34 protein-coding genes are annotated in these 25,586 nt (G+C 56.8%); 9 read left to right on the top strand and 25 right to left on the bottom strand.

The genetic code is table 11. The features are described from left to right. Positions 1-3: 3 nt before the first annotated feature. From EAO82_RS03695 to EAO82_RS03660, 8 genes are all read left to right on the top strand, one after another. Entirely contained in the window at positions 4-1,248 is a 1,245-nt protein-coding gene (locus tag EAO82_RS03695) for a TRAP transporter large permease (protein WP_231703275.1), read from the top strand. 12 nt (positions 1,249-1,260) lie between these two features. Next, complete coding sequence (locus EAO82_RS03690; protein WP_096347317.1) at positions 1,261-2,673, top strand: MmgE/PrpD family protein; 1,413 nt, start codon at positions 1,261-1,263, stop codon at positions 2,671-2,673. Between the two features lie 18 nt (positions 2,674-2,691). Beyond that, positions 2,692-3,852, top strand: a complete 1,161-nt coding sequence (locus EAO82_RS03685; RefSeq protein ID WP_096347316.1) for an acyl-CoA dehydrogenase family protein — start codon at positions 2,692-2,694, stop codon at positions 3,850-3,852. Next, on the top strand, positions 3,849-5,039 hold the full coding sequence (locus EAO82_RS03680; protein WP_096347315.1) for a CaiB/BaiF CoA transferase family protein: 1,191 nt from the start codon (positions 3,849-3,851) through the stop codon (positions 5,037-5,039). Before EAO82_RS03685 ends, EAO82_RS03680 begins: the two co-directional genes overlap by 4 nt. Beyond that, the gene (locus EAO82_RS03675) at positions 5,036-5,800 is read left to right on the top strand and encodes a GntR family transcriptional regulator (protein ID WP_096347314.1); all 765 of its coding nucleotides are present in this window, start codon (positions 5,036-5,038) and stop codon (positions 5,798-5,800) included. The genes EAO82_RS03680 and EAO82_RS03675 overlap by 4 nt, the downstream gene beginning before the upstream one ends. Then, positions 5,797-6,984, top strand: a complete 1,188-nt coding sequence (locus EAO82_RS03670; protein ID WP_231703274.1) for an MFS transporter — start codon at positions 5,797-5,799, stop codon at positions 6,982-6,984. The genes EAO82_RS03675 and EAO82_RS03670 overlap by 4 nt, the downstream gene beginning before the upstream one ends. Positions 6,985-7,060: 76 nt before the next feature. Then, a complete protein-coding gene (locus tag EAO82_RS03665) occupies positions 7,061-7,870 on the top strand; it encodes an HpcH/HpaI aldolase/citrate lyase family protein (RefSeq protein ID WP_096347313.1) in 810 nt (269 codons plus the stop codon). A 198-nt stretch (positions 7,871-8,068) separates the two neighbouring features. Further along, complete coding sequence (locus tag EAO82_RS03660) at positions 8,069-9,331, top strand: OprD family porin (protein ID WP_096347312.1); 1,263 nt, start codon at positions 8,069-8,071, stop codon at positions 9,329-9,331. 85 nt (positions 9,332-9,416) lie between these two features. On the opposite strand, the gene ssb is transcribed toward EAO82_RS03660, so the two are convergent. Together ssb and EAO82_RS03650 are read right to left on the bottom strand one after the other, a co-directional pair. Further along, positions 9,417-9,908, bottom strand: a complete 492-nt coding sequence (ssb, locus tag EAO82_RS03655; protein ID WP_096347311.1) for a single-stranded DNA-binding protein — start codon at positions 9,906-9,908, stop codon at positions 9,417-9,419. A 28-nt stretch (positions 9,909-9,936) separates the two neighbouring features. After that, the gene (locus tag EAO82_RS03650; RefSeq protein ID WP_096347310.1) at positions 9,937-11,307 is read right to left on the bottom strand and encodes an MFS transporter; all 1,371 of its coding nucleotides are present in this window, start codon (positions 11,305-11,307) and stop codon (positions 9,937-9,939) included. A 216-nt stretch (positions 11,308-11,523) separates the two neighbouring features. Here EAO82_RS03650 and uvrA point away from each other — a divergent pair, with 216 nt between their 5' ends. Then, positions 11,524-14,358 carry an excinuclease ABC subunit UvrA gene (uvrA, locus tag EAO82_RS03645; RefSeq protein WP_096347309.1) on the top strand — a complete coding sequence of 945 codons (2,835 nt, stop codon included), beginning with the start codon at positions 11,524-11,526 and terminating at the stop codon, positions 14,356-14,358. 460 nt (positions 14,359-14,818) lie between these two features. Here uvrA and rplQ read toward each other — a convergent pair whose 3' ends face one another. The 23 genes from rplQ to rpsS form a co-directional block, all read right to left on the bottom strand. Further along, entirely contained in the window at positions 14,819-15,202 is a 384-nt protein-coding gene (rplQ, locus tag EAO82_RS03640) for a 50S ribosomal protein L17 (protein ID WP_096348053.1), read from the bottom strand. A 26-nt stretch (positions 15,203-15,228) separates the two neighbouring features. After that, complete coding sequence (locus EAO82_RS03635) at positions 15,229-16,230, bottom strand: DNA-directed RNA polymerase subunit alpha (RefSeq protein WP_096348052.1); 1,002 nt, start codon at positions 16,228-16,230, stop codon at positions 15,229-15,231. A 25-nt stretch (positions 16,231-16,255) separates the two neighbouring features. Continuing rightward, entirely contained in the window at positions 16,256-16,876 is a 621-nt protein-coding gene (rpsD, locus tag EAO82_RS03630; RefSeq protein ID WP_096348051.1) for a 30S ribosomal protein S4, read from the bottom strand. 13 nt (positions 16,877-16,889) lie between these two features. After that, positions 16,890-17,279, bottom strand: coding sequence for a 30S ribosomal protein S11 (gene rpsK, locus EAO82_RS03625; RefSeq protein WP_022962893.1), 390 nt, complete (start codon positions 17,277-17,279; stop codon positions 16,890-16,892). 20 nt (positions 17,280-17,299) lie between these two features. Continuing rightward, on the bottom strand, positions 17,300-17,656 hold the full coding sequence (gene rpsM, locus EAO82_RS03620) for a 30S ribosomal protein S13 (protein WP_096348050.1): 357 nt from the start codon (positions 17,654-17,656) through the stop codon (positions 17,300-17,302). A gap of 171 nt (positions 17,657-17,827) precedes the next feature. Further along, positions 17,828-17,944, bottom strand: coding sequence for a 50S ribosomal protein L36 (gene rpmJ, locus EAO82_RS03615; RefSeq protein ID WP_084672050.1), 117 nt, complete (start codon positions 17,942-17,944; stop codon positions 17,828-17,830). Positions 17,945-17,968: 24 nt separating this feature from the next. Then, positions 17,969-19,300: a preprotein translocase subunit SecY gene (gene secY / locus EAO82_RS03610; protein ID WP_096348049.1), complete on the bottom strand. Its 1,332-nt coding sequence runs from the start codon at positions 19,298-19,300 to the stop codon at positions 17,969-17,971. Then, positions 19,301-19,735, bottom strand: a complete 435-nt coding sequence (rplO, locus tag EAO82_RS03605; protein WP_022962890.1) for a 50S ribosomal protein L15 — start codon at positions 19,733-19,735, stop codon at positions 19,301-19,303. Between the two features lie 3 nt (positions 19,736-19,738). Next, a complete protein-coding gene (rpmD, locus tag EAO82_RS03600; protein WP_096348048.1) occupies positions 19,739-19,921 on the bottom strand; it encodes a 50S ribosomal protein L30 in 183 nt (60 codons plus the stop codon). Positions 19,922-19,927: 6 nt separating this feature from the next. Beyond that, entirely contained in the window at positions 19,928-20,431 is a 504-nt protein-coding gene (gene rpsE, locus EAO82_RS03595) for a 30S ribosomal protein S5 (protein ID WP_096348047.1), read from the bottom strand. Between the two features lie 10 nt (positions 20,432-20,441). Continuing rightward, on the bottom strand, positions 20,442-20,792 hold the full coding sequence (gene rplR / locus EAO82_RS03590; protein ID WP_022962887.1) for a 50S ribosomal protein L18: 351 nt from the start codon (positions 20,790-20,792) through the stop codon (positions 20,442-20,444). A gap of 10 nt (positions 20,793-20,802) precedes the next feature. Next, positions 20,803-21,333, bottom strand: coding sequence for a 50S ribosomal protein L6 (rplF, locus tag EAO82_RS03585; RefSeq protein WP_096348046.1), 531 nt, complete (start codon positions 21,331-21,333; stop codon positions 20,803-20,805). 12 nt (positions 21,334-21,345) lie between these two features. After that, complete coding sequence (gene rpsH, locus EAO82_RS03580; RefSeq protein ID WP_096348045.1) at positions 21,346-21,738, bottom strand: 30S ribosomal protein S8; 393 nt, start codon at positions 21,736-21,738, stop codon at positions 21,346-21,348. Between the two features lie 39 nt (positions 21,739-21,777). Then, positions 21,778-22,083, bottom strand: coding sequence for a 30S ribosomal protein S14 (gene rpsN / locus EAO82_RS03575; protein WP_022962884.1), 306 nt, complete (start codon positions 22,081-22,083; stop codon positions 21,778-21,780). An 11-nt stretch (positions 22,084-22,094) separates the two neighbouring features. Continuing rightward, positions 22,095-22,634, bottom strand: a complete 540-nt coding sequence (rplE, locus tag EAO82_RS03570) for a 50S ribosomal protein L5 (protein ID WP_096348044.1) — start codon at positions 22,632-22,634, stop codon at positions 22,095-22,097. A gap of 17 nt (positions 22,635-22,651) precedes the next feature. Beyond that, on the bottom strand, positions 22,652-22,966 hold the full coding sequence (gene rplX, locus EAO82_RS03565; RefSeq protein ID WP_096348043.1) for a 50S ribosomal protein L24: 315 nt from the start codon (positions 22,964-22,966) through the stop codon (positions 22,652-22,654). 11 nt (positions 22,967-22,977) lie between these two features. Continuing rightward, positions 22,978-23,346 (bottom strand): 50S ribosomal protein L14, encoded by a 369-nt coding sequence (gene rplN / locus EAO82_RS03560; RefSeq protein WP_096348042.1) that lies wholly within the window; start codon positions 23,344-23,346, stop codon positions 22,978-22,980. 42 nt (positions 23,347-23,388) lie between these two features. Further along, positions 23,389-23,652, bottom strand: coding sequence for a 30S ribosomal protein S17 (gene rpsQ / locus EAO82_RS03555; RefSeq protein WP_022962880.1), 264 nt, complete (start codon positions 23,650-23,652; stop codon positions 23,389-23,391). Between the two features lie 2 nt (positions 23,653-23,654). Further along, positions 23,655-23,846, bottom strand: a complete 192-nt coding sequence (gene rpmC, locus EAO82_RS03550) for a 50S ribosomal protein L29 (RefSeq protein ID WP_022962879.1) — start codon at positions 23,844-23,846, stop codon at positions 23,655-23,657. Continuing rightward, positions 23,846-24,259: a 50S ribosomal protein L16 gene (gene rplP, locus EAO82_RS03545; protein WP_096348041.1), complete on the bottom strand. Its 414-nt coding sequence runs from the start codon at positions 24,257-24,259 to the stop codon at positions 23,846-23,848. Before rplP ends, rpmC begins: the two co-directional genes overlap by 1 nt. An 11-nt stretch (positions 24,260-24,270) precedes the next feature. Further along, positions 24,271-24,951, bottom strand: coding sequence for a 30S ribosomal protein S3 (gene rpsC, locus EAO82_RS03540; RefSeq protein WP_096348040.1), 681 nt, complete (start codon positions 24,949-24,951; stop codon positions 24,271-24,273). A gap of 12 nt (positions 24,952-24,963) precedes the next feature. Further along, positions 24,964-25,296, bottom strand: coding sequence for a 50S ribosomal protein L22 (rplV, locus tag EAO82_RS03535; RefSeq protein ID WP_022962876.1), 333 nt, complete (start codon positions 25,294-25,296; stop codon positions 24,964-24,966). An 11-nt stretch (positions 25,297-25,307) separates the two neighbouring features. Beyond that, positions 25,308-25,583, bottom strand: coding sequence for a 30S ribosomal protein S19 (gene rpsS / locus EAO82_RS03530; RefSeq protein ID WP_022962875.1), 276 nt, complete (start codon positions 25,581-25,583; stop codon positions 25,308-25,310). Positions 25,584-25,586: the final 3 nt, after the last annotated feature.

Here is a 25,586-nt window from a genome sequence, read left to right as displayed (position 1 = left end):
ACAATGATCCTGTTCCTGGCGATCGGCACGCATGCCGCCATCGCCATGGGGCTGGTAACCACCGGCATGATTCTGCTGGTTGCCGGCGTGCCGATGACCGTCATCGCGCAAACCGCGTTCAAATCCGTCAATAGTTACCCGCTGATGGCCATTCCGATGTTCGTGCTGGCCGGCAATCTGATGATGAAGGGCAATATCGCCGAGATTTTGATTCAGCTTATCGGCAGTGTCGTGCGGCGCATAAAGGGCGGACTGGCCCTGACTGCGATGATTGCCAGCGTATTCTTTGCGGCCGTTTCCGGCTCAAGCGTCGGCTCGGCGGCGGCTATCGGCTCCTCCACGGTAGAAGGCCTGCGCAAGGAAAACTACCCGCCGCGCTTCTCCGCCGCCATTGTTGCCGTAGGCGGCACACTAGGTCTGATGATCCCCCCTTCACTGGGCTTTATCCTGATCGGCTCCATTGTTGGCCTACCTATCGATAAGCTGTTCATCGCCGGTATCTTTCCCGGCCTGATGGAAGCTACCTTGCTGATGCTGGCAGTGGTCTTCTTTGCTCGCAAGAACAATTACGGTGGCCCGGTCCAGCGTGCCGACTGGGGTTTGTTTTCGCGCAAGCTACCGGGTGCCGCTGCGGCGCTGGCCATGCCAGTACTGATTCTGGGCAGCATCTACACCGGTTTTCTGACGCCTACCGAAGTATCTGCCTTCGCAGCTGCCTATGCTGCCTTGCTCTGCCTGCTGGTCTACCGCAGCGTCACGCTCGGCGGGGTCTGGACCGTTGCACGGGATTCGCTACTGCAAACCACGATGATCTTCGCTGTGGTCATGGGCGGCAGTCTGGTCGGCTTTGTACTGGCGCGCTTGGGCGTGTCCGCCATGCTCATCGAATTCATCACTGAGCAGAACATCACAGCCTGGCAGTTTCTGATCATCGCCAATCTACTGCTACTGATCCTCGGGATGTTCCTCGACGGCGTGGCCATGATCGTTCTCACCTCGCCGCTGCTGTTCCCGGTCGCGACTGCGCTGGGTATCGATCCAATCCACTTCGCCGTGATCATGGTCGCCAACGTCGAGATTGCCACGCTGACGCCCCCCATCGGCCTGAATCTGTTCGTCATGAGCGGCATCACCAAGCTGCCCGTGCATGAAGTGGCCAGAGGCGTACTGCCGTTCTATCTGGTCAGGCTGGTAGGGCTTGGGTTGATCACCTTTATTCCGGCCATCTCCCTGGCCCTGGTTTCCTGAGGAAATATGACTATGCCATCGCAGCCCCCATCAACTGCCAGCAAACCCTTGATTGCCGAAGCATTGGCAGACTATGCGGCGCGCTTTACCTATGACGCCATTCCTACGGTCGTTCGCGACCGCGCGAAACATCTGATGCTGGATGCCATCGGCATCGCGCTGGCCTCTACCCGTTACGACTTTGCCAAGCGTGCGCTGGCGGCCAGTACCGAGCTGGGAAGTGGTACCAGCCAGGTGATCGGCATGGATGCACAGTTGGCTCTACGCGACGCCATTCTGATGAACGGCGTGTTGATTCATGGCCTGGACTATGACGACACTCACGCCAGAGGCGTTATCCACGCCACCGCCAGCGTGCTGCCGACGGTTATGGCAGTGGCTGCCGATACTCGTGCCAGCGGCAAGGATCTGCTCAGTGCCTACGTGCTGGGCATGGAAATCGCCACGCGGTTGGCTTCCGTAGCCAAGGGTGGTTTCCATCAGGTCGGGTTTCATCCCACCGGACTGATCGGCGCATTTTCTAGCGCTCTGGTCACGGCCAAACTGCAAAACCAGAGCGCCGCGCAAATGGCCATGGCGCAGGGCATTGCCCTGAGTATGGCGTCCGGAAATCTGGAATTTCTGCAGGACGGCGCCTGGACCAAGCGTCTGCATCCCGGCTGGGCTGGCGTGGCAGGCGTGACCGCTGCCACCTATGCCCGGCACGGGTTCATTGGCCCCAGAGCCGTTTATGAAGGCCGCTTTGGTCTTTACAACAGCCACCTGGGCGAACGCGCTCAGGACTGTGATCTGGGCTTGGCCACCGCCGACCTGGGTCAGGTCTGGGAGCTGACTCAGGTTGCGGTCAAGCCGTTGCCAGCGTGCCACTTCACTCATGCCTGCGCTGATTCCGCAATAGCCCTGCATGAGCGTGCAGAATTTGATATCGCGCAGATCAAGCGAATTCGCGCACTGGTGCCCGCGGAAGTGATTGGCATTGTCTGTGAGCCGGTCGCCAACAAGCGCCGGCCCCAGAACAGTTACGACGCCCAGTTCAGCATTCCCTACGCGGTCGCCAGCGGCTTGTTGAGAGGTCGTTTCGGCCTCGCCGAGCAGGAGGCCGATGCGCTCAAGGCTGCTGATGTACTGGCACTGGCTGCCAAGGTTGACTACGAAGCGGACCCGGATTCCGGCTTCCCTCGTCACTACTCCGGCGAAGTCATCGTTGAGCTCAACGATGGCCGCGAGTTCCGCCATCGGGAAGCGATCAACCGCGGCGCAGCAGATCGCCCGCTGAGCAACGCCGACATCGTCAACAAATTCATGGAAAACACCGCCCTTGTAGTCAGTGCAGCGCGAGCCGAACAGATTCGCGAGCTGATCCTGAACGTAGATAGCGGTGTGGACGCCCTGACATTTTCCCGGTCGCTGGTAGCCCGGGCTTAACAAAGAGAGAAAAGACTCATGAGTAATTTGACCGAGCAGCAAGAGCAGGAAGTCATGATGCTGGACGCATTGGACCGCTTTCTGGAAACCCAGGTAAAGCACCAGGTACGCCAGTTGGAGCACGATGACGAATACCCCCACGAAATCGTCGAGATGATGAAGGAAATGGGCCTGTTTGGTTGCATCATCGATCAGGAGTACGGTGGGCTGGGCATGAGTACCTCCACTTATGCCAAGATCGTCGAGCGCATCTCCACGACCTGGATGTCTCTCTCCGGCATCATCAATTCGCACCTGATCATGGCCTCTGCGATTCAGCGCCATGGCACCCCGGAGCAGAAAAATCACTATCTGCCCAAGTTTGCCACTGGCGAAATGCGCGGCGCCATCGGCCTGACCGAGCCCGATACAGGGACCGATCTGCAAGCTATCCGTACCGTCGCAAAGCGTGAAGGGGACCACTATATCGTCAATGGCGCCAAGACCTGGATCACCAATAGCAAGGAAGGTACTTGCGTGGCCTTGCTGGTAAAAACCGACCCCACTGCCGAGCCTCGGCACAAGGGCATGAGCTGGCTGATTGCTGAAAAGGGTCCAGGATTCATCGTTACGCGCAAACTGCAAAAGCTTGGCTATCGCGGTATCGACACCTGCGAGCTTTCGTTCGAAGACTACAAGGTGCCGGTGGATCGCTTGATCGGTGGTGTCGAAGGCGTGGGCCTCAAGCAGGTCCTGTCCGGACTGGAACTGGGGCGTATCAACGTCGCCGCCCGTGGTGTTGGCGTCGCCAACGCGGCATTGCAGGAAGCCACCAGCTATTCGCAGATTCGCAAGACATTCGGCAAACCCATCTGCGAACACCAGGCAATCCAGCTGATGCTCGGCGAAATGGCCACGCGGGTGGAAGCCTCGCGCCTCCTAGTCGAGTCAGCAGCCAAAGCCTACGACCGTGGCGAGCGTTGCGACATGGAAGCCGGCATGGCCAAGTACTTCGCCACCGAGTCTGCGGTGACCAACTCCATGGACGCCATGCGTATCCACGGCGGTTACGGCTATTCCAAGGAATACAACGTCGAGCGTCTCTATCGCGACTCGCCTCTGCTGACCATTGGTGAAGGTACCAATGAAATGCAGCGCATCATCATTGCCAAGCAACTGATTGAAAGGAACCCCGTATGACGCTCCCACTTGCAGGCGTACGCATCATTTCCGTGGAACAGTACGGTGCCGGCCCCTTCGGCACCCAGCATCTGGCCGATCTGGGCGCAGAAGTGATCAAGATTGAAAACCCCAACGACGGCGGCGATGTCGGCCGCGGTGTAGGGCCGTATTTCTTTGAGGAAGGCGACAGCCACTTCTTCCAGTCTTTCAACCGCAACAAGAAGAGCATGACACTGGATCTGAAGCAGCCTGAAGGCAAAGCCATTCTGCACAAACTGGTGGCAGAAGCAGACGCCGTATTCGACAACCTGCGCGGCGACCTGCCGGTCAAGTTGGGGCTGACCTATGCCGATCTGAAAGAGCACAACCCGGCTATCGTCTGCGCCCACCTTTCCGCCTATGGCCGCGAGGGAGAGCGCAAGGCCTGGCCGGGCTATGACTATCTGATGCAGGCCGAGGCCGGCTACCTGTCGCTAACCGGCGAGCCCGGCGGCCCGCCAGCGCGATTCGGCATTTCCATCATTGACATGATGACCGGCACCACCGCTGCCATGGCACTGTTGGCCGGGTTGGTGGGCGCGCGGGCGACCGGGGTTGGGCGTGATGTCGATGTGAGCCTGTATGATGTCGCCATGCATAACCTGAACTACCTGGGCACCTGGTATCTCAACGAGGGAGTGGTCACGTCGCGCACTCCTCGCTCAGGTCATCCTTCATTGACGCCAAGCCAGCTGTACCGCACTCAGGACGGCTGGATGTTCATCATGTGCAACAAGGAAAAGTTCTGGGGTGTATTGGCCAATCTGATCGACAAGCCCGAATGGACCACCGATGAGCGGTTCTGCAACTTCAAGGCGCGCCTGGCCAACCGTGACGAACTCACGGAAGAGCTGGATGCCATCCTGATGCAGGCGACTACCGAGCAATGGATGACAAAATTCGCTGGCAAGGTACCCGCCGCGCCGGTAAATGACATCGCCCAGGCGCTGGACAATCCGTTTGCCATCGAACAGGGCTCGATTGTCGATGTAGAGCATCCGGTTCGGGGCCCGGTGAAGACCCTGGCCTGCCCAGTACGCTGCCCTGGCGAACAGCTGCCGTCGCGCCCTGCCCCACGCCTGGGTGCAGATACCGAAGCAATGCTGCGCCAAATCAACAACAATGACGAGTGGATAGCCACACTCACTAGGAGCAATGTGATATGAACCTGGGACTGCCTCCCTTGCTGACTGCCGGTCAACCGCGTTATCTGGTGCTGGCGCAGGCACTCATGGACGACATCAAGTCGGGCCGTTATCCGGTGGGCGGTCTGCTGCCCACTGAGCACGAACTCTGCCAGCACTTCAATGTCAGCCGGCATACGGTCAGAGAGGCAATCCGCAAGTTGAGCGAAATGGGCTTGCTCACCCGTCAGCAGGGCGTGGGCACTCGCGTCAAGGCGACGCATGTGGCCTCCCGCTATGTGCAATCCAGCGAAGGCCTCTCGGACCTGCACCAGTATGTTCGCGACGTGCGTCTGGACATTTCCGGAGTGCGGGACGTTTCGACTGACGAAGAGCTCGCCGAGCTGCTGGAGTGCAAGGCCGGGCAGGATTGGCTGGAAGTCAGCGGCCTGCGCTATATGGAAGGGGATATGGAACCCATCGCCCTTACCCGGGTTTATATCGCCCGCGCTTATCGCGGCATCGCCGATGAACTGGACGGCCAGCAGCCGATTTATTCGCTGATCGAGCGCAAATATTCCGTGCAGTTCGTGGAGATGCGTCAGTCGCTCAGCGCCGTGACCATCAACGAGACAGAGGCTGCTGCACTCAAGGTGGTGGCTGGTTCGCCTGGGCTGCAGATTGTGCGCAAGTACACCACCGGTAATGGTGAGCTGCTTGAAGTGGCAGTCAACCTGCATCCAGGTGACCGTTTCAGCTACTCAACAATCCAGCGCCTGACCTGGCAGGGCAAGGACGCGTGAACAAGATCGTCGCGCCCCTCACCATCACCCTGTCCATCCAGGCGTTAGCCTCGATGGCGGCGCTGACGGTGCCGATCATCGCACCATTGGCCGCCGGTGATATCGGCGGGAACGCGGCGCACGTGGGTTATTTTGTCGCTCTGATCTATGTCGGCGCGATGTTTTCCAGTGTTATCAGCGGTGATCTGGTCAGCCGTTTTGGCGCAATCCGCAGCAGCCAGGTATCCCTGCTATTGTGCGCGGCGGGTCTTGCCTGCTGTAGTTACGGCACACTGTGGGCGATGTTTGCCAGCGCCTTGTTGATCGGGTTTGGTTATGGCCCTATCACGCCGGCAAGCTCGCATATTCTCGCCACCACCACACCTTCGCACCTGATGGGCTTGATGTTCTCAATCAAGCAGACCGGCGTACCGGTCGGCGGCGCTCTTGCAGGTGCCTTCGTTCCGATGCTGGCGGTCAGTCTGCATTGGCAAGGGTCTGTGCTGGCCGTCTCGATCGCTTGCCTGGTAACGGCGGCCATCGCTCAGTGCTACCGGACTCAGCTGGAAACCCCGCTTGAGCCAACCAGAGGTTCGTTAGCCAATCTGGCCAAGCCATTTCGGCTGATATTCGAGCACAAACCCCTGCGCGATCTGGCGTTATGCTCGTTTTTCTTCGGCGCCATACAGCTGTGCCTTACCACCTATCTGGTCCTGCATCTTACCCAGGTTTACGGCATGGGCCTGGTTGCGGCGGGTCTTATTCTGACCGCCACGCAGGCAGCGGGTATTGTTGGCCGGATTCTGTGGGGCTGGATTGCTGACCGTTGGATATCACCCCGCGTTCTACTCAGTGCACTGGCCCTGTGCATGGCGATCTCTTCGTTGGTGACGGCGAGTTTTACCCCGGACTGGCCTTTGATAACCGTAATCGTAATTAGCATCTGCTTTGGCGCTACCGCGATCGGCTGGAACGGTGTCTACCTGGCGGAAGTCGCCCGCCTTGCTCCCCCCGGGAAAGCCGGTGTGGTTACCGGCGGCACCCTGTTCTTCACTTATTTCGGTGTGGTCACCGGCCCACCTGTTTTCGCTCTGGTTACGCAAGCGACCGGATCCATCGGCACAGGATTCACCCTTTTCGGCTTCATTCTGTTGCTCACCGGGCTATCTCTGGCTTTACCTCGAAGGCAACCCAAACCCAGCTGACTTCTGTGCCGGTCAAACCGACACATAGTCCGAGTTGCGTCCGAAAAACGCATCAGACCATTAATTGGAGAGTTTTATGTCAGCAAGATCCTATCTGTTTGTACCCGGTGATCGTCCTGAACGATTCGATAAGGCCTGCAACTCTGGTGCAGATGTAGTCGTCATTGATCTGGAAGACGCTGTTACCCCTGACCGCAAAAGCGTGGCGCGCGCTGCCGTGCGCGCGTGGCTGGAAGCCGGAGGCAAAGCCTGCGTCAGGCTCAATGGCACAGACACCGAATGGTTCAACGACGACTGCGAATTGCTTGAGCTTGAAGGCGTTACCCTGGTGGCTCTGCCCAAGGCAGAACGGGCCGAACAAATCAGTCAGCTGGCCGAGCGCCTGCGTCCCGGTGTGAATATTTTCCCGATCGTGGAAACTGCCCTGGGCGTGTGGAATGCCGTGGAGGTAGCACAGGCGCCCAAGGTCGAGCGACTGGCGTTTGGTTCGGTGGACTTCCAACTCGACACCGGCATCATTGGTGACGACCTGGAGCTGCTCTATGCCCGGTCGCGGCTGGTGATCGCCTCTGCCATCGCCAGAATTGATGCACCCGTCGATGGCGTAACCGTTGCGCTGGATGACGACGAGCAACTGCGTATTGATGTATTGGGCGCTCGCAGCAAAGGCTTTGGCGGCAAACTTTGCGTTCATCCCCGTCAGGTTGCACAGATCAATCAAGGCTTTCTGCCCTCGGAGGACGAAGTTCAATGGGCCCAAGCCGTCATCAGTGAGGTTGAGGCCCACACCGGTGTAGGTGCAATCAGCCTGAAGGGCAAGCTGATTGATCAACCAGTCATCGACCGCGCCAGGAAGTTGCTCAGCTCCTCTACCCTGCCGCGTTAACCCCGTTCAATTGCTGAAAAGGACAGCCTATGGCCCACAACTAGATCTCGCCTGAAGCGGCGCCGGCAACACCAAACACATCTGAGCTTTTTCAACGTGATTTTCAATCGCGCGGGTTTGCTCGCCCTGAATTCAGGACATGAACAACAAAACTAAAGACCAGTGGAGAATACAATGACAAGAATCACTCGCCACATCATGGGCACCACGCTGCTGCTGGGCTTGGGTAGCCTCACCACCAACGCCTTCGCCGACTTCATCGGCGACGCCAAAGGCAGCCTGGAGCTGCGCAATCAGTATTTCAGCCGCGACTTTCGAGACAGCACCGCAACGCAGTCCAAGCGCGAGGAGTGGGGCCAGAGTTTTATTCTGCAACTGCAATCGGGCTACACGCCCGGGACTGTCGGTTTCGGTATCGATGCCATCGGCATGCTGGGTTTGAAACTCGACTCCAGCCCGGCTCGTCGCGGCACGGGACTGTTGCCCAGCGATTCCGACGGCAGACCTGAGGATGATTACTCCAAAATGGCCATGACTTTGAAGGCGCGCCTGGCGGAGAGCGAATTACGCGTCGGCGGGTTGATTCCGACCCTGCCACTACTAGCCTCCAACGCCAGTCGGCTTTTCCCCCAGGTGTATCGGGGCACGCAACTGGTATCCAAGGACCTGGGTGACCTGACCCTGACGCTGGGCAAGGTTGGCTCGGTAAAGCAGCGTGACTCGAGTAATTTTGAGGATCTTACGGTCATGGGCCAACTGGGCGCTTATTCCACCGCCGCCAATAGCGACCGCCTGCTTTACGCCAACCTCGAGTATAACCTGATGCCGAATCTGCGCATCAGTTATCACGCCAGTGAGCTTGAGGACATATTTCGCCGGGACTTCATGGGCTTCAAGTACACCACACCACTGGGAGCCGGGTCGGCGTTTGCTGAAGTCCGCTATTTCGATGCGAGCGATACCGGCCGCAGCCTGGCTGGAAGAATGGATAACCAGACCATCAGCTCCAACTTCGGTTACAGCATTGCCGGGCACACCTTCAGCGGTGGCTATCAGAAGGTATCCGGAGACACCGCCTATACCTATATTGGTGGCAGCGACACTTATCTGTTCAGCGAGATGCAGGCCAGCACCTTTGCGCTAGCCAACGAGCGGGTATTCCATGCACGCTATGACTACGACTTTGCCAAGCTAGGCTTGCCGGGCCTCAAGTTCAACGTCCGTTACGTCACCGGCGATGATGTTGATCCCACCAACATAAGTACTGCACGTGCTGCGGCGCTGCGCGCCAGTGGCAAAAGCGGTCAGGAATGGGAGCGCTCGACTGACATCACCTACGTGATTCAGCGTGGTACCTTCAAGGACCTGTCGTTCCGCTGGCGCAACGCTACCAACCGCTCAACCTATGCCAACGATGTAGATGAAAACCGAGTGATCGTGCGCTACACCTTCAATTTCTGAGCGTCACCTTCGGTCATTTCTCTGCCAATAAAAAACCGGGCTACTGGAAACAGTAAGCCCGGTTTTTTGCTTGCTAAGGTATCCTCTAGAAAGGAATGTCGTCATCAAAGCTGTCGTAATCCGGCGTTGCCTGCTGCGGCGCCTGTTGCGCTGGCTGCTGCTGCGGAGCTGGCTGCTGAGCCGCCGGGCGCTGTTGCTGTGGCCGCGGGGCCATGCCCTGCTCGCCGCCCTGGGGCTTGCCATCGAGCAACTGCATCTGGCCACCGATGTCCACAACGATTTCCGTGGTGTAGCGCTTGACGCCGTCCTTTTCCCATTCGCGGGTCTGCAGGCGACCTTCGATATACATCTTCGAGCCCTTGCGTACGTATTCGCCAACAACCTCGGCGATACGCCCAAAGAACACCACGCGGTGCCACTCGGTGCGTTCCTGCTGCTGGCCGGTCTGCTTGTCCTTCCAGCTGTCACTGGTGGCGAGGGTGATGTTGGCAACGGCATTACCATTGGGCAGGTAGCGTACTTCTGGATCGCCGCCGACATTACCGATCAAAATTACCTTGTTGACGCCTCTGGCCATGATGCTTTTCTCCTGTGTACTGACCGGTTCAGGCCGGGTTGACGACCCGGTCCAGCGCCTCACGATCGAGTACCTGTGTATCGACTTTTAGATAGGCTGCGGCCTCTTCGACCACAACCACCGCTTCTGCTACCCCCGGAACCGCTAGAATCCGCCGGGGCAACGCCTCATCCCCAACCAACGCCAGGGACAACGGCAGGCGGTAGCTTGTTACATAAGGTGGTTCACTCATGGTAACACCAATCGCCCACCAGGAAACCGCGAGTAGTGCACAGCAGAGGAAAACCCCGCCCAGTCCCCAGGCGCCGAATACCGCGCCGCCAATCAGCCCCCCCAGCGCCGCACCAGCGAACTGGCTGGTGGAATAAACGCCCATTGCCGTACCTTTGCCGCCCGCCGGCGCGATCTTGCTGAGCAGCGATGGCAGTGTAGCTTCGAGCAAATTGAAACCAACAAAAAACAGCACTATGGCCGCCACCAGCCACGGCAGTGAACCCATGCCCAACCACATCATCGGTTGCACCAGAGCCAACAGGATAATAGCGCCCAACACCACTCGCTTGATTTGCCGCTGGCGCTCGGCATAGATGATAAAAGGCACCATGGCGAAGAAAGACAGCAGCAGCGCCGACAAGTAAACCCACCAATGCTCCTCGCGGGGCAGGCCGGCCTGCTCCTGCAATGCCAGAGGGATGGCGACGAAGCTGGCCATCAAAATTGCATGCAATACAGCAATACCGTAGTTCAACCGCAGCAGATCCTTGTTGCGCAGGCTTGGCAGAAAGGCACTGCGGACCATACCCGCTTCACGATGCCGTAATGCCTGATGCGGCGTGGGTACGATCCAGATAACCAACATGATGCCTACCAACGCCAACGCCGAGGTACTGTAGAAAACCCCCTGCAGTCCGGCGCGCGCAGCAATCACCGGTCCGGCGACCATCGCTACCGCGAAGGACACGCCGATGCTCATACCGATCATCGCCATGGCCTTGGTGCGGTGCTGCTCGCGCGTTAGATCCGCAACCAGCGCCATCACCGCAGCAGCGATCGCACCGGCACCCTGAATAATTCGACCAACGATCACGCCCTGCATGGTCTCGGCCTGCGCTGCCACCAACCCGCCGAGCGCGAATAACAGCAAGCCACCAATGATCACCGGCTTGCGCCCAATGCGGTCAGACAGCATCCCAAAGGGAATCTGCAGGAAGGCCTGAGTCAAACCATAGGCGCCAATCGCAATGCCGATCAGCAGCGGCGTGGCATCTCGCAACGAGCCGCCATAGGTGGCCAGCACCGGCAGCACCATGAAAAGCCCAAGCATGCGAAAGGCAAACACCGCAGCCAGCGAGCTCGCGGCACGCTGTTCGGAGGACGTCATGCGATCGGCCTGGTGCATGGCTTTCCCTGCTTGATGACTGGATGAATGTCACAGCGCCACAGTAGCGCCACGAAAGGCGACGGATTCTAACATGTTGCCCGCCACAAGCAGAAACGGACATCTCCCGTTGCAAAGCCGGCTTTCCCTGTCATCGGTTTGTTGCCCGGTGTTTTGCCGGGCCGCTGCCAGACAACGTATACTGTTCTGCTTTGCTGGCCGTAGGGTAAATGTACTGTGGATACCATTTCGATCCGTGGGGCGCGCACCCACAACCTGAAGAACATTGACCTCGATCTGCCGCGCGACAAACTGATCGTGATTACCGGCCTGTCTGGCTCGGGCAAGTCGAGCCTGGCTTTTGACACCCTCTATGCCGAGGGGCAACGCCGCTATGTCGAGTCGCTCTCGGCCTACGCGCGGCAATTTCTATCGATGATGGAAAAGCCCGATGTCGATCATATCGAAGGTTTATCGCCGGCGATTTCCATCGAGCAGAAATCCACTTCGCACAACCCCCGCTCCACCGTGGGTACCATTACCGAAATCTACGACTACCTGCGCCTGCTGTTTGCCCGCGTTGGTGAACCGCGTTGCCCCGATCACGACCTGCCGCTGGCTGCACAAACCGTCAGCCAGATGGTCGACCAGGTTCTGGCGATGCCCGAGGGCAGCAAGCTGATGCTGCTTGCTCCGGTCATGCGCGAACGCAAGGGTGAGCATCTGGCGCTCCTGGATGAATTGCGGGCTCAAGGCTTCGTCCGTGCGCGCATCAATGGCCGCATCCATGATCTGGATGAACCGCCGGCACTGGAGAAGAACCGCAAACACACCATTGAAGTGGTAGTGGATCGCTTCAAGGTCCGCGAGGATCTGCAGTTGCGTCTGGCGGAATCGTTCGAAACCTGCCTGAACCTGGCCGACGGCATCGCCATCGTCGCGCCCATGGATGGTGAGGAAGGCGAAGAGCTGACCTTCAGCGCGCGTTTTGCCTGCCCCCAGTGCGGACACTCGATCAGCGAACTGGAACCGCGACTGTTTTCTTTCAACAACCCCGCCGGCGCCTGCCCTACCTGTGATGGACTGGGTGTTAAACAGTTCTTTGACAGCAAGCGGCTGGTCAACGGCGAGCTGACCCTGGCAGAAGGCGCGATCCGCGGCTGGGATCGACGCAACGTCTACTATTTTCAGATGCTCAGCTCACTGGCTGATCATTACGGCATCTCGCTGGAGGTACCGTTCGGCGAGCTGGAAGACAAGCATTGCAAGCTGGTGCTGCACGGTACGGGTACGGAAAAGGTGTCTTTCCGCTATCTGAATGACCGTGGCGACATCGTCATGCGCAATCACCCCTTTGAAGGCATAGTGCCGAACCTGGAGCGACGCTACCGCGAGACCGAATCGCAGAGTGTGCGTGAAGAATTGGGTAAGTACCTGAGCACCCAGCCCTGCCCTTCCTGCAGCGGCACGCGGCTGCGCCGCGAAGCGCGCCACGTCTTTATCGATGGGCGTAACCTGCCTGGGGTCACCACGCTGCCGGTTGGCGAGGCAGCGGCGTATTTTACCGGCTTGAGCCTGGACGGCAGCCGCGGTGAGATTGCCGAAAAGATCCTCAAGGAAATCCGCGCGCGCTTGATGTTCCTGGTCAACGTCGGCTTGGACTACCTGTCGCTGGACCGCAGCGCCGACACGCTGTCTGGCGGTGAAGCCCAGCGTATCCGCCTCGCCAGCCAGATTGGCGCGGGCCTGGTGGGTGTAATGTACATCCTTGACGAGCCCTCTATCGGCCTGCACCAACGTGATAACGAGCGCCTTTTGTCCACGCTGATTCATCTGCGTGACCTGGGCAATACGGTTATTGTGGTTGAACACGACGAAGATGCGATTCGCCTGGCCGACTATGTAGTGGATATCGGCCCCGGCGCCGGCGTCCACGGTGGCGAAATTGTCGCCCAAGGCACTGCCGATGAGGTAATGAACAACCCGGCCTCACTCACTGGCAAATACCTCTCAGGCAAGGTGAAGATTCCCATACCCGCCAAGCGCAACCCACCGCAGAAGGACAAGTGGTTACGCCTCAAAGGAGCCTGCGGTAACAACCTGCACAAGGTCAATCTGGAAATCCCGGTGGGCCTGATGACCTGTGTCACGGGCGTATCCGGCTCGGGCAAATCAACACTGATCAATAATACCCTGTACCCGATTACTGCGACCGAGCTCAACGGCGCCACTACCTTGGAAGCATCCCCCTACGACAGCTTCGATGGCATGAAGCATATCGACAAGGTAGTGGATATTGACCAGAGCCCCATCGGTCGGACTCCCCGCTCCAACCCAGCTACCTACACTGGTTTGTTCACGCCGATTCGCGAGCTGTTTGCCGGCACCCAGGAAGCACGTTCGCGCGGCTACAAGGCCGGGCGGTTCTCCTTCAACGTCAAGGGTGGCCGCTGCGAAGCCTGTCAGGGCGATGGCCTGATCAAGGTAGAGATGCACTTTCTGCCGGACATCTATGTGCCCTGTGATGTGTGCAAGAGCAAGCGCTACAACCGCGAGACGCTGGAGATCAAGTACAAGGGCAAGAACATCCACGAGGTGCTCGACTTCACCATCGAAGAAGCCCGCGAGTTCTTCGAGGCGGTCCCGGCACTGGCGCGCAAGCTGCAGACCTTGATTGATGTAGGTTTGTCCTATATCCGCCTGGGCCAATCCGCGACTACGCTGTCAGGTGGCGAAGCCCAGCGCGTCAAGCTGGCCCGCGAGCTGTCCAAGCGCGACACAGGCAAAACCCTGTACATTCTCGATGAGCCGACTACGGGCCTGCACTTCGCCGACATCCAGCAGTTACTCGATGTACTGCATCGCTTGCGTGACCACGGCAATACCCTGGTGGTGATCGAGCACAACCTGGATGTGATCAAGACGGCTGATTGGGTGGTCGATCTTGGGCCTGAGGGCGGCTCCAAGGGTGGCTATATTATTGCTACCGGCACGCCCGAGCACGTCAGCACTGTGGAAGCTTCACACACCGGACGCTTTCTTGGGCCGCTGCTTGAGCGGGATCGCGATTGATTTGCTTTTTGTCGGGTTTTGCGCCGGCCTTAGCGCGCCTGCCACCCTGCTCAGACACGCTGCAAGTACGTCCCTGTAGCTCATCGATGGCATCCCTGCCATCGACGGTCTGATCAGGGTGGCAGGCGCGCTAATGCATATAAACCGTCCAAACTGCTTCACGATTCTTCGAATTCAGCTATCAGAACGCATAGATGCCGCGCTGGGCTGGAACCGAGGGCCCTACACATGACCGTCGGCGCACAGGGACGTGCGCCGACGAGCCCCATGGATGGCTTGTAGCGTGTCATGCGTAGGGCTCTCGGTTTCAGCCCTCACCACTACGCTTGGAAATTTCACTACAAAGGCTGTCCTCCCAACCGCCGCCGACGATCAACATCGACCAAACCCCTCATCAGCAGACAAATCACAGGCACAAAAAAACCGGACACAAGGTCCGGTTTTTTCTAACGCTTTGCTATCACTCTTCGCTGGCAGCAGCCAGTTCAGGGCGATCAACCAGCTCGACGTAGGCCATGGGCGCAGAGTCACCAGTGCGGAAACCGCACTTGAGAATACGCACATACCCGCCGGGACGGTCTGCATAACGCTTGCCCAGGTCATTGAACAGCTTGCCAACAGCTTCTTTGCTGCGGGTGCGGTCAAATGCCAGACGGCGATTGGCGACGGTATCTTCCTTCGCCAGGGTGATCAAAGGCTCGGCTACACGGCGCAATTCCTTGGCCTTGGGCAGAGTGGTTTTGATCAGTTCGTTCGCGAACAGCGACACCGCCATGTTCTGGAACATGGCCTTACGGTGTGAGCTGGTCCGACTCAGGTGACGACCACTTTTACGATGACGCATCTCTCAATTCCTCGGTGTCGAGACGATTAGGCCGAAACCTTGTCGTCCTTCTTCAAGCTTGCAGGCGGCCAGTTGTCCAGACGCATACCCAGTGACAGACCCCGTGAGGCCAGAACGTCCTTGATCTCGGTCAGGGATTTCTTGCCCAGGTTGGGAGTCTTCAGCAGTTCCACTTCGGTACGCTGGATCAGATCGCCAATATAGTAAATATTTTCGGCTTTCAGACAGTTGGCTGAACGTACAGTCAGCTCAAGGTCATCAACCGGACGCAGCAGGATCGGATCAATCTCGTCTTCCTGCTGTTCAACAACGGGTTCGTGCTCACCTTTCAGGTCAACGAAGGCGGCCAGCTGCTGTTGCAGGATGGTCGCAGCACGGCGGATGGCTTCTTCAGCGTCCAGCGTACCGTTGGTTTCCAGGTCAATAACCAGCTTGTCGAGGTTGGTGCGCTGCTCAACACGGGCGCTTTCCACAACATATGCCACACGGCGAACCGGGGTATAAGTCGCGTCCAGCTGCAACCGGCCGATGGAGCGGCTTTCATCATCGTCGGATTGACGAGAATCAGCGGGCTCATAACCACGGCCACGGGCCACGGTTATTTTCATGTTCAGCACACCATTGTCAGACAAGGTAGCAATCAGGTGATCAGGGTTGATGATTTCGACATCGTGATCCAGCTGAATATCAGCTGCAGTCACCTGGCCCGGTCCTTTTTTGGACAGGGTCAGAGTTACATGATCACGGCCGTGCATCTTGATCGCCAAACCCTTCAGGTTCAGCAGGATCTCGATGACATCTTCCTGTACGCCTTCGATGGCGCTGTATTCATGCAAAACGCCGTCGATTTCCGCCTCTACCACGGCACAACCGGGCATGGAGGAGAGCAAAATGCGACGCAACGCATTGCCCAGGGTATGGCCAAAACCACGCTCCAGCGGCTCAAGAGTGATCTTGGCACGCGTGGGAGAGGTTTCCTGTACGTCAATATGACGTGGTGTTAGAAACTCGGTAACCGAACTTTGCATGGGGGCACCTTTTGCTGTCTGTCACTTACTTGGAGTAAAGCTCGACGATCAGGTTTTCGTTGATGTCGGCGTACAGATCACTCCGTGAGGGCAGGCTTTTAAAGACACCTTCCTTCTTGGCTGCATCCACTTCCAACCACTCGGATTGACCGCGCTGCGCTGCCAGCTCCAAGGAACCACCGATACGCAGTTGGTTCTTGGCCTTTTCGCGAACAGCCACTACGTCGCCCGGGGATACCAGGAAAGAAGCGATGTTGACGGTCTTGCCATTAACGCTGATAGCCTTGTGAGAGACCAGCTGACGTGACTCGGCACGAGTAGAGCCGAAGCCCATACGGTATACAACGTTGTCCAGACGACGCTCGAGCAGTTGCAGCAGGTTCTCGCCGGTAGCGCCCTTCAAACGGGCAGCTTCCTTGTAGTAGTTGCTGAACTGACGCTCAAGAATGCCGTAGATACGACGTACTTTTTGTTTCTCGCGCAGTTGGGTGCCGTACTCAGAGAGACGACCACGACGCTGACCATGCACACCAGGAGGGCTCTCCAGGTTGCACTTGGATTCAAGAGCGCGAGCGCCGCTCTTGAGAAACAGATCAGTGCCTTCGCGACGAGACAGTTTACATTTGGGACCAATATATCTAGCCATTTCCGTCTCCTGGTTACACGCGGCGCTTTTTAGGCGGGCGACAGCCGTTATGTGGGATGGGGGTGACATCGGTGATGCCGCTGATCTTGTAGCCACAAGAGTTCAGAGCACGAACAGCCGATTCACGACCCGGGCCTGGGCCCTTCACATTAACGTCGAGGTTTTTCAAGCCGTATTCCAAAGCAGCCTGACCAGCACGCTCCGCTGCAACCTGGGCAGCAAAGGGGGTGCTTTTACGCGAACCACGGAAACCGGAACCACCAGAAGTCGCCCAGCTCAGAGCGTTGCCCTGACGGTCGGTAATGGTAATGATGGTGTTGTTAAAAGAAGCGTGGATGTGGGCAATCCCATCAACCACCGTCTTTTTGACTTTTTTACGTACACGAGCAGCAGGCTTAGCCATATCTGTATATTCCTTCGCGATTACTTACGGATCGGCTTGCGCGGACCCTTGCGGGTACGAGCGTTAGTCTTGGTGCGCTGACCACGGACCGGAAGGCCCTTACGGTGACGCAGACCACGATAGCAACCAAGATCCATAAGACGCTTGACGTTCATGTTGACCGCACGACGCAGGTCACCTTCAGTGTTCGACTTGCCCACTTCGGTGCGTAGCAGATCAACCTGCTCCTCGCTGAGATCCTTGATTTTTGCGTCTGGCGCAATGCCAGTCGCTGCACAAATTTTCTGTGCCTTGGTTTGACCGATACCAAAAATATAGGTCAAAGAGATAACAGTATGTTTGTTATCCGGGATGTTGACGCCTGCAATACGGGCCATCCAAATTTACTCCGTCTGACAGCTACCTGACTCAACCGAAAAGTTCACAGGTTGTGTGAAAAAGGGTGCAGTAGGGTAGCGCTAACAAATATAAAAATCAACCACCCGACCAATTATCTGGCCGAGTGGCGGTTATCCTGAGACGTAGTCGACAATCAACTAGAGGGATTATTAACCCTGGCGCTGCTTGTGACGGGGCTCAGCACTGCAGATGACACGAACGCTACCATTGCGACGTACCAACTTGCAGTTACGGCAAAGCTTCTTGACTGATGCTGCAACTTTCATAACAGACTCCTAGAACCTAAAAACTCAGCGCAGCATACCGCTGCCGCCATAGCCTTTCAGGTTGGATTTCTTCAAAAGAGACTCGTACTGCTGAGAAACGAGGTGCGATTGTACTTGGGACATGAAGTCCATCACAACCACTACGACGATCAGCAGTGAAGTCCCACCCAGGTAGAAGGGCACATTGGCCGACACCACCAGGAACTGCGGCAACAAACAGACCGCGGTCATGTACAGGGCACCGAACATGGTCAGGCGTGTCAACACACCATCAATGTACCGGGCAGACTGTTCGCCTGGGCGGATGCCAGGAATAAACGCACCTGACTTCTTGAGATTTTCAGCCACATCTTTCGGATTGAACATCAGCGCTGTATAGAAGAAGCAGAAGAAAATGATCCCTGCACTAAACAGAATAATGTTCAACGGCTGGCCTGGGGCCAGAGACTGGGAGATGCTTTGCAGCCAACCCAGACCTTCACCCTGACCGAACCAGGTACCCAGCGAAGCCGGGAACAGCAGAATGCTACTGGCAAAAATCGCCGGAATAACACCTGCCATGTTGACCTTCAGCGGCAAATGGCTGGTTTGCGCGGCAAACACCTTGCGGCCCTGCTGACGCTTGGCATAGTTGACGGTGATCCGCCGCTGCCCGCGCTCAACAAAGACCACAAAGGCAATCATCGCAATCGCCAGCAACGCAATGGCAATCAGGGCGAAGATGTTGATATCACCCTGACGAGCCGCCTCAAACGACTGCCCGACCGCGCTAGGCAGCCCCGCCACAATGCCGGCAAAGATAAGCATGGATATACCGTTACCAATACCGCGCTCGGTAATCTGCTCGCCCAGCCACATCATGAACATGGCGCCGGCCACAAAAGTGGTCACCGCCAGGAAGTAAAAGCCAAAGCCAGTATCGAAGGCAACACCCTGACTAGCTAGACCCACCGACATGCCGACGGCCTGGATTAACGCCAGAACCAGAGTCAGGTAGCGGGTGTACTGGGCAATCTTGCGACGCCCGGATTCACCTTCCTTTTTCAACTGCTCAAGGGACGGGTTCACCGCCGTCATCAGCTGCATGATAATCGATGCAGAGATGTACGGCATGATGCCCAGAGCGAAGATACTCATCCGCTCCAGTGCACCACCCGAGAACATGTTGAACAAGCTAAGTATGGTCCCCTCATTCTGTCTGAACAGATCAGCCAGACGATCAGGGTTGATACCGGGAACAGGGATATGCGCCCCGATGCGGTAAACAATGATCGCCAGGAACAGAAAACGCAGACGCGTCCACAGTTCCGTTAAGCCGCCTTGTTTGATTCCTGAGAGAGCGCCTTGCTTAGCCATTTATTCCTCGAACTTGCCGCCAGCTGCTTCGATTGCTGCACGCGCACCTTTGGTGGCCATCAGCCCTTTGACGTTGACCGCTTTGGTCATGTCGCCGGACAGGACGATCTTGGCACGTACAAACTTGTTGCCAATGATATTGGCATCTTTCAGAGCCTGCAGGTCGATAACGTCAGCATCCAGCTTGTTCAGCTCGCTGGTGCGGATCTCGGCAGTCACCATCGCAATCTTCGAAGTAAAACCAAACTTCGGCAGACGACGATGCAAAGGCTGCTGACCACCCTCGAAACCGGGGGCAACAGTGCCGCCGGAACGTGAGCTCAGACCTTTGTGACCACGACCGGCAGTCTTGCCCAGGCCGCTACCAATACCACGGCCAACGCGCAGCTTGTTACGGCGTGCACCTGGCGCGGAACGCAGATCATTCAATTTCATGTCTTAACCCTCTACCCGAACCATGTAGGAGACCTTATTGATCATCCCACGAACGGCCGGAGTATCTTCGACCTCGACAGTGTGATTGATGCGACGCAGACCCAGACCCTTGACGCAGAGTCTGTGGTTCGGCAGGCGCCCAACAACACTTTTGAACAGGGTCACTTTGATTGTTGCATTAGCCATGACAGCTTACCCCACGATGTCTTCGACGGTCTTGCCACGCTTGGCCGCTACTGACTCAGGCGACTGCATGGATTTCAGGCCCTTGTAAGTGGCCTGGACGACGTTGACCGGATTGGTGGAACCGTAACACTTGGCCAGTACGTTATGCACACCAGCAGCTTCCAGGACGGCGCGCATGGCGCCACCAGCGATAACGCCGGTACCTTCGGAAGCAGGCTGCATGTATACCTTGGAGGCACCATGTGCAGCTTTAACCGGATATTGCAAAGTTGAACCGTTAAGGTCCACCTGGATCATGTTACGACGTGCAGCTTCCATGGCTTTCTGGATAGCGGCAGGCACTTCACGCGCCTTACCACGACCGAAACCCACGCGACCCTTGCCATCGCCGACTACAGTGAGTGCGGTGAAAGCGAAGATACGGCCGCCTTTTACTACTTTGGCAACGCGGTTAACTTGAACGAGTTTCTCAATGTAACCTTCGTCGCGCTTTTGCTCGAAATTAGCCATAGCTCTACCCTTAGAATTCCAGCCCGCCTTCACGAGCGGCGTCGGCAAGCGCTTTCACGCGGCCATGATACTTGAAGCCGGAACGGTCAAAGGAGACCTGACTTACACCGGCGGCCTTGGCGCGCTCAGCTACCAGCAAACCGACTTTCTTGGCGGCTTCGATATTGCCAGTGTTGCCACTGCGCAAATCGGAGTCCAGCGTGGAAGCGCTGGCCAAAACAGTGGCGCCATCAGCTGCGATCACTTGTGCGTACATGTGCTGCGAAGAACGGTACACGCACAGACGTACGGCTTCCAGCTCGCGCTGCTTCAAACGCGAACGGCGAGCGCGACGGAGACGAATAACTTTTTTATCGCTCATTTGCTATGCCCTACTTCTTCTTGGCTTCTTTACGACGCACGATCTCGTCGGTGTAGCGAACACCCTTGCCCTTATAGGGTTCGGGACGACGGAAATCACGAATTTCCGCGGCTACCTGACCGACCAGCTGCTTGTCGATACCTTTAATGATGATGTCAGTCTGGCTGGGGGTTTCCGCGGAAACACCTTCAGGCAACTGATACTCGATCGGGTGGGAAAAACCCAGCGCCAGGGACAGAACCTGCCCTTTGGCCTGCGCTTTGTAACCAACACCAACCAGCTGCAGCTTGCGCTCAAAGCCGTCTGTGACACCGGTAACCATGTTCTGTACCAACGCACGCGTGGTACCGGCCATGGCCATATTGACGCTGCCCGGACGGGCGGCGAACCGCAGCTCACCGTCTTCCTGAACAACTTCGACTGTCGAGTGCAGGTTCAGATCCAGAGTGCCTTTGGCGCCCTTGACGGAAATGTCCTGACCGTTCAGTTTGACTTCTACGCCCTGTGGCAATTTGACAGGGTCTTTAGCGACGCGAGACATCGTAACCCCCTATCAGAATACGGTACAGAGCACTTCACCGCCGATACCGGCAGCGCGAGCGGAACGATCAGTCATAACACCTTTGTTGGTGGAGACAATCGATACACCCAATCCACCCTTGACCTTAGGAATCTGGTCAACGGACTTGTACTGACGCAGACCTGGACGGCTTACGCGCTTGATATCTTCAATTACCGGCCTGCCCTCGAAGTACTTCAGCTCGATTGACAGTACAGGCTTTGCTTCGCCCTGCACGTCATAACCGGCTACGTAACCTTCTTCTTTCAATACTTTGGCGACAGCCACCTTCAGCTTTGCCGAAGGCATGCTGACACTGGACTTTTCAGCCATCTGGGCATTACGGATGCGGGTTAGCATATCAGCTAACGGGTCCTGCATACTCATGGGCTTTGTGCTCCTGAAACTGAGTAATTAAGGTCTGGTTTACCAGCTGGCTTTAACCAGACCGGGGACGTCACCGCGCATAGCTGCTTCACGCAACTTGATACGGCTCAGGCCAAACTTGCGATATACACCGTGCGGACGACCAGTGATGCGGCAGCGGTTACGCTGACGAACCGGGCTGGCATCGCGCGGCAGTTTTTGCAAAGCTACCTGGGCATTCCAACGGTCTTCAACAGACGCGTTGATGTTGCCAATGATAGCCTTGATTTCAGCACGCTTTGCAGCGTACTTGGCAACCATACGAGTGCGCTTGGCCTCGCGGTTTTTCATGCTGACTTTAGCCATTACCTAGACTCCTAGTTACGGAACGGGAACTTGAACGCACGCAGGAGCGCGCGGCCTTCGTCATCCGTCCGGGCAGTGGTGGTCAAAGTAATGTCCAGACCACGCAGAACGTCGATCTTGTCATAATCGATTTCCGGGAAGATGATCTGTTCCTTGACGCCCATGCTGTAGTTACCACGGCCATCGAACGATTTCGCGTTCAGGCCACGGAAGTCACGCACACGCGGCAGAGAGATCGACAGCAGGCGATCCAGGAATTCGTACATCTGTTCGCGGCGCAAGGTAACCTTGACACCAATCGGCCAGCCGTCACGAATCTTGAAACCAGCGATCGACTTACGAGCGTAGGTCACGATGCCTTTACGGCCCGTGATCTTCTCCAGGTCAGCCATTGCGGTTTCGATGATTTTTTTATCACCAACAGCTTCACCAAGACCCATGTTAAGGGTGATTTTGGTGAGTTTCGGCACTTCCATCACGTTCTTCAGGCCCAGTTCTTCCTGGATCTGTGGAACGAGAGTAGTCCGGTACAGTTCTTTCAATCTTGCCATGGTAAGCACCTAGATTCTCAAGCGTCGACGGCTTTTTGCGTCGACTTGAAAATACGAACCTTCTTACCGTCTTCGACCTTGAAACCGATACGATCGGCTTTGCTAGTCGCGGCGTTGAAGATTGCCACGTTGGAGACGTGGATTGGCGCCTCCTTTTCAACAATACCGCCTTGCGAACCAGCCATTGGATTAGGCTTGGTGTGCCGCTTGATAATGTTGACGCCGGAAATCAGCAGGCGTTGATCAGCCAGGACCTTGAGGACCTTGCCGCGCTTACCTTTATCCTTGCCGGCGATGACGATTACTTCGTCTTCACGTTTAATCTTTTGCATGACCGGGCTCCTTACAGCACTTCGGGCGCGAGGGAAACGATCTTCATGAACTGCTCATTACGCAGTTCACGCGTCACTGGCCCAAAGATGCGGGTACCGATCGGCTCATTTTTGTTATTGAGCAGAACGGCAGCGTTGCCATCAAAACGGATCAGCGAACCGTCCGTACGGCGTACACCGTGACGGGTACGCACGATGACCGCGTTGAGCACCTGACCTTTCTTTACTTTGCCGCGGGGAATCGCTTCCTTCACGGTCACCTTGATGATATCGCCAATGCCGGCGTAGCGGCGGTGAGAACCGCCCAGAACCTTGATACACATAACGCGACGTGCACCACTGTTGTCTGCTACTTCCAGCATGGATTGAGTCTGAATCATAACTTTCTCCGACCCTTAAAAAATCCGCAAACGCGCGGGGCTTTAAACTTGTTCCGCGCGCTCGTCGATCTGCACCAGGGTCCAGCTCTTGGTTTTGGCCAAGGGACGGGTTTCCTTAATGGTGACAGTATCGCCAATGCGGCATTCGTTGTTTTCATCGTGCGCATGCAGCTTGGTAGAGCGGCGCATGTACTTACCGTACAGCGGGTGCTTTACCTGGCGCTCGATGACGACAGTAATGGTTTTATCCATCTTGTCACTGACCACACGGCCGGTGACGGTACTTACTGTTTGTGTCTCGGCCATGATCAGTTACCACCTTTCTGGTTGAGCACGGTCTTGACTCGGGCGATATCACGCTTGGCCTGCTTCAGCAGGTGGCTCTGACCGAGTTGACCGGTTGCCTTCTGCATGCGCAGATTGAACTGATCACGCAGCAGGGTGAGCAGCTGCTCATTGAGCTGCTCAGCAGATTTTTCACGAAGTTCAGTTGCTTTCATCACATCACCGTCCGCTTAACAAAGGTGGTAGCGAGAGGCAGCTTGGCAGCAGCGAGAGCGAAAGCCTCACGCGCCAACTCTTCGGAAACACCTTCAATCTCATACAGGACTTTGCCAGGCTTAATCTGGGCAACCCAGTACTCGACATTACCCTTACCTTTACCCATCCGAACTTCCAACGGCTTCTTGGAGATCGGCTTGTCCGGGAATACACGAATCCAGATCTTACCGCCACGCTTAACGTGACGGGTCAAGGCACGACGTGCTGCCTCGATCTGGCGCGCGGTCAAACGACCACGGCCAACGGCTTTCAATGCATATTCGCCAAAGCTCACCTTACTACCGCGAAGTGCCAGGCCACGGTTGTGGCCAGTCATTTGCTTGCGGAACTTCGTACGCTTGGGTTGTAACATGTGCGTACCCCTTACTTAGCAGCTTTTTTCTTGGGAGCGGCAGTTTTGGTTTCTTCAGGCTGACCACCAATGATCTCGCCTTTGAAAATCCAAACCTTGACGCCAATCACACCGTATGTGGTGTGGGCTTCAGCCGTCGCGTAGTCGATGTCGGCGCGCAGGGTGTGCAAAGGCACACGACCTTCGCGGTACCATTCGGTCCGGGCAATTTCAGCACCGCCGAGGCGGCCGCTTACCTGGATCTTGATACCCTTGGCGCCGATACGCATGGCGTTCTGTACTGCGCGCTTCATAGCACGACGGAACATAACGCGACGCTCGAGCTGCTGAGCAACGCTTTGTGCAACCAGTGCACCGTCGAGCTCCGGCTTGCGGATCTCTTCGATGTTGATGTGCACGGGCACGCCCATTTGCTTGGTCAGTTCCTGACGCAGCTTCTCGACATCCTCGCCCTTCTTACCAATCACGATGCCTGGACGGGCAGTGTGAATGGTGATCTTGGCGGTTTGTGCCGGGCGCTGAATATCAACGCGGCTGACCGAAGCGCTTTTCAATTTGGTCTGAACGTACTCGCGTACTTTCAGATCCGTATTCAGATAGTCCGCGTAAGTGCGGCCTTCTGCGTACCACACCGAAGTGTGCTGTTTAACAATACCGAGGCGGATGCCTATCGGATGTACTTTCTGACCCATGTGATCGACTCCCTACTTGTCAGCAACCTTGACCGTGATATGACAAGACCGCTTTACGATGCGATCAGCACGGCCTTTGGCACGTGGCATGATGCGCTTCAAAGAGCGACCCTCGTTGACAAACACGGTGGACACCTTAAGGTCATCCACGTCTGCGCCATCATTGTGCTCGGCGTTGGCAATAGCCGACTCGAGTACCTTCTTGATGACTTCAGCGGCCTTCTTGTTGCTGAATTTCAGCAGGTTCAGGGCCTCATCCACTTTCTTTCCGCGGATCTGGTCGGCGACCAAGCGCGCTTTCTGGGCAGAGAGGCGGGCGCCTTTATGTGTAGCGGCAACTTCCATCTTCTAACCCCTTAGCGCTTGGCTTTCTTGTCTGCCACGTGACCACGATAGGTACGCGTTGCAGAAAATTCGCCTAACTTGTGGCCGACCATATCTTCCGAAACAATAACCGGAACATGCTGACGACCGTTATGAACAGCAATGGTCAAACCAACCATTTGCGGCAGGACCATAGAACGGCGCGACCAAGTCTTGATTGGCTTGCGATCGTTCTTCTCAACTGCCACTTCGATCTTCTTTAACAGGTGAAGATCGATAAAAGGACCTTTCTTTAGAGAACGCGGCACTGT

Source organism: Halopseudomonas pelagia (assembly GCF_009497895.1).
In the GTDB taxonomy this organism is placed as follows: domain Bacteria; phylum Pseudomonadota; class Gammaproteobacteria; order Pseudomonadales; family Pseudomonadaceae; genus Halopseudomonas; species Halopseudomonas pelagia_A.
This window is presented reverse-complemented; position numbering and strand designations above follow the sequence as displayed.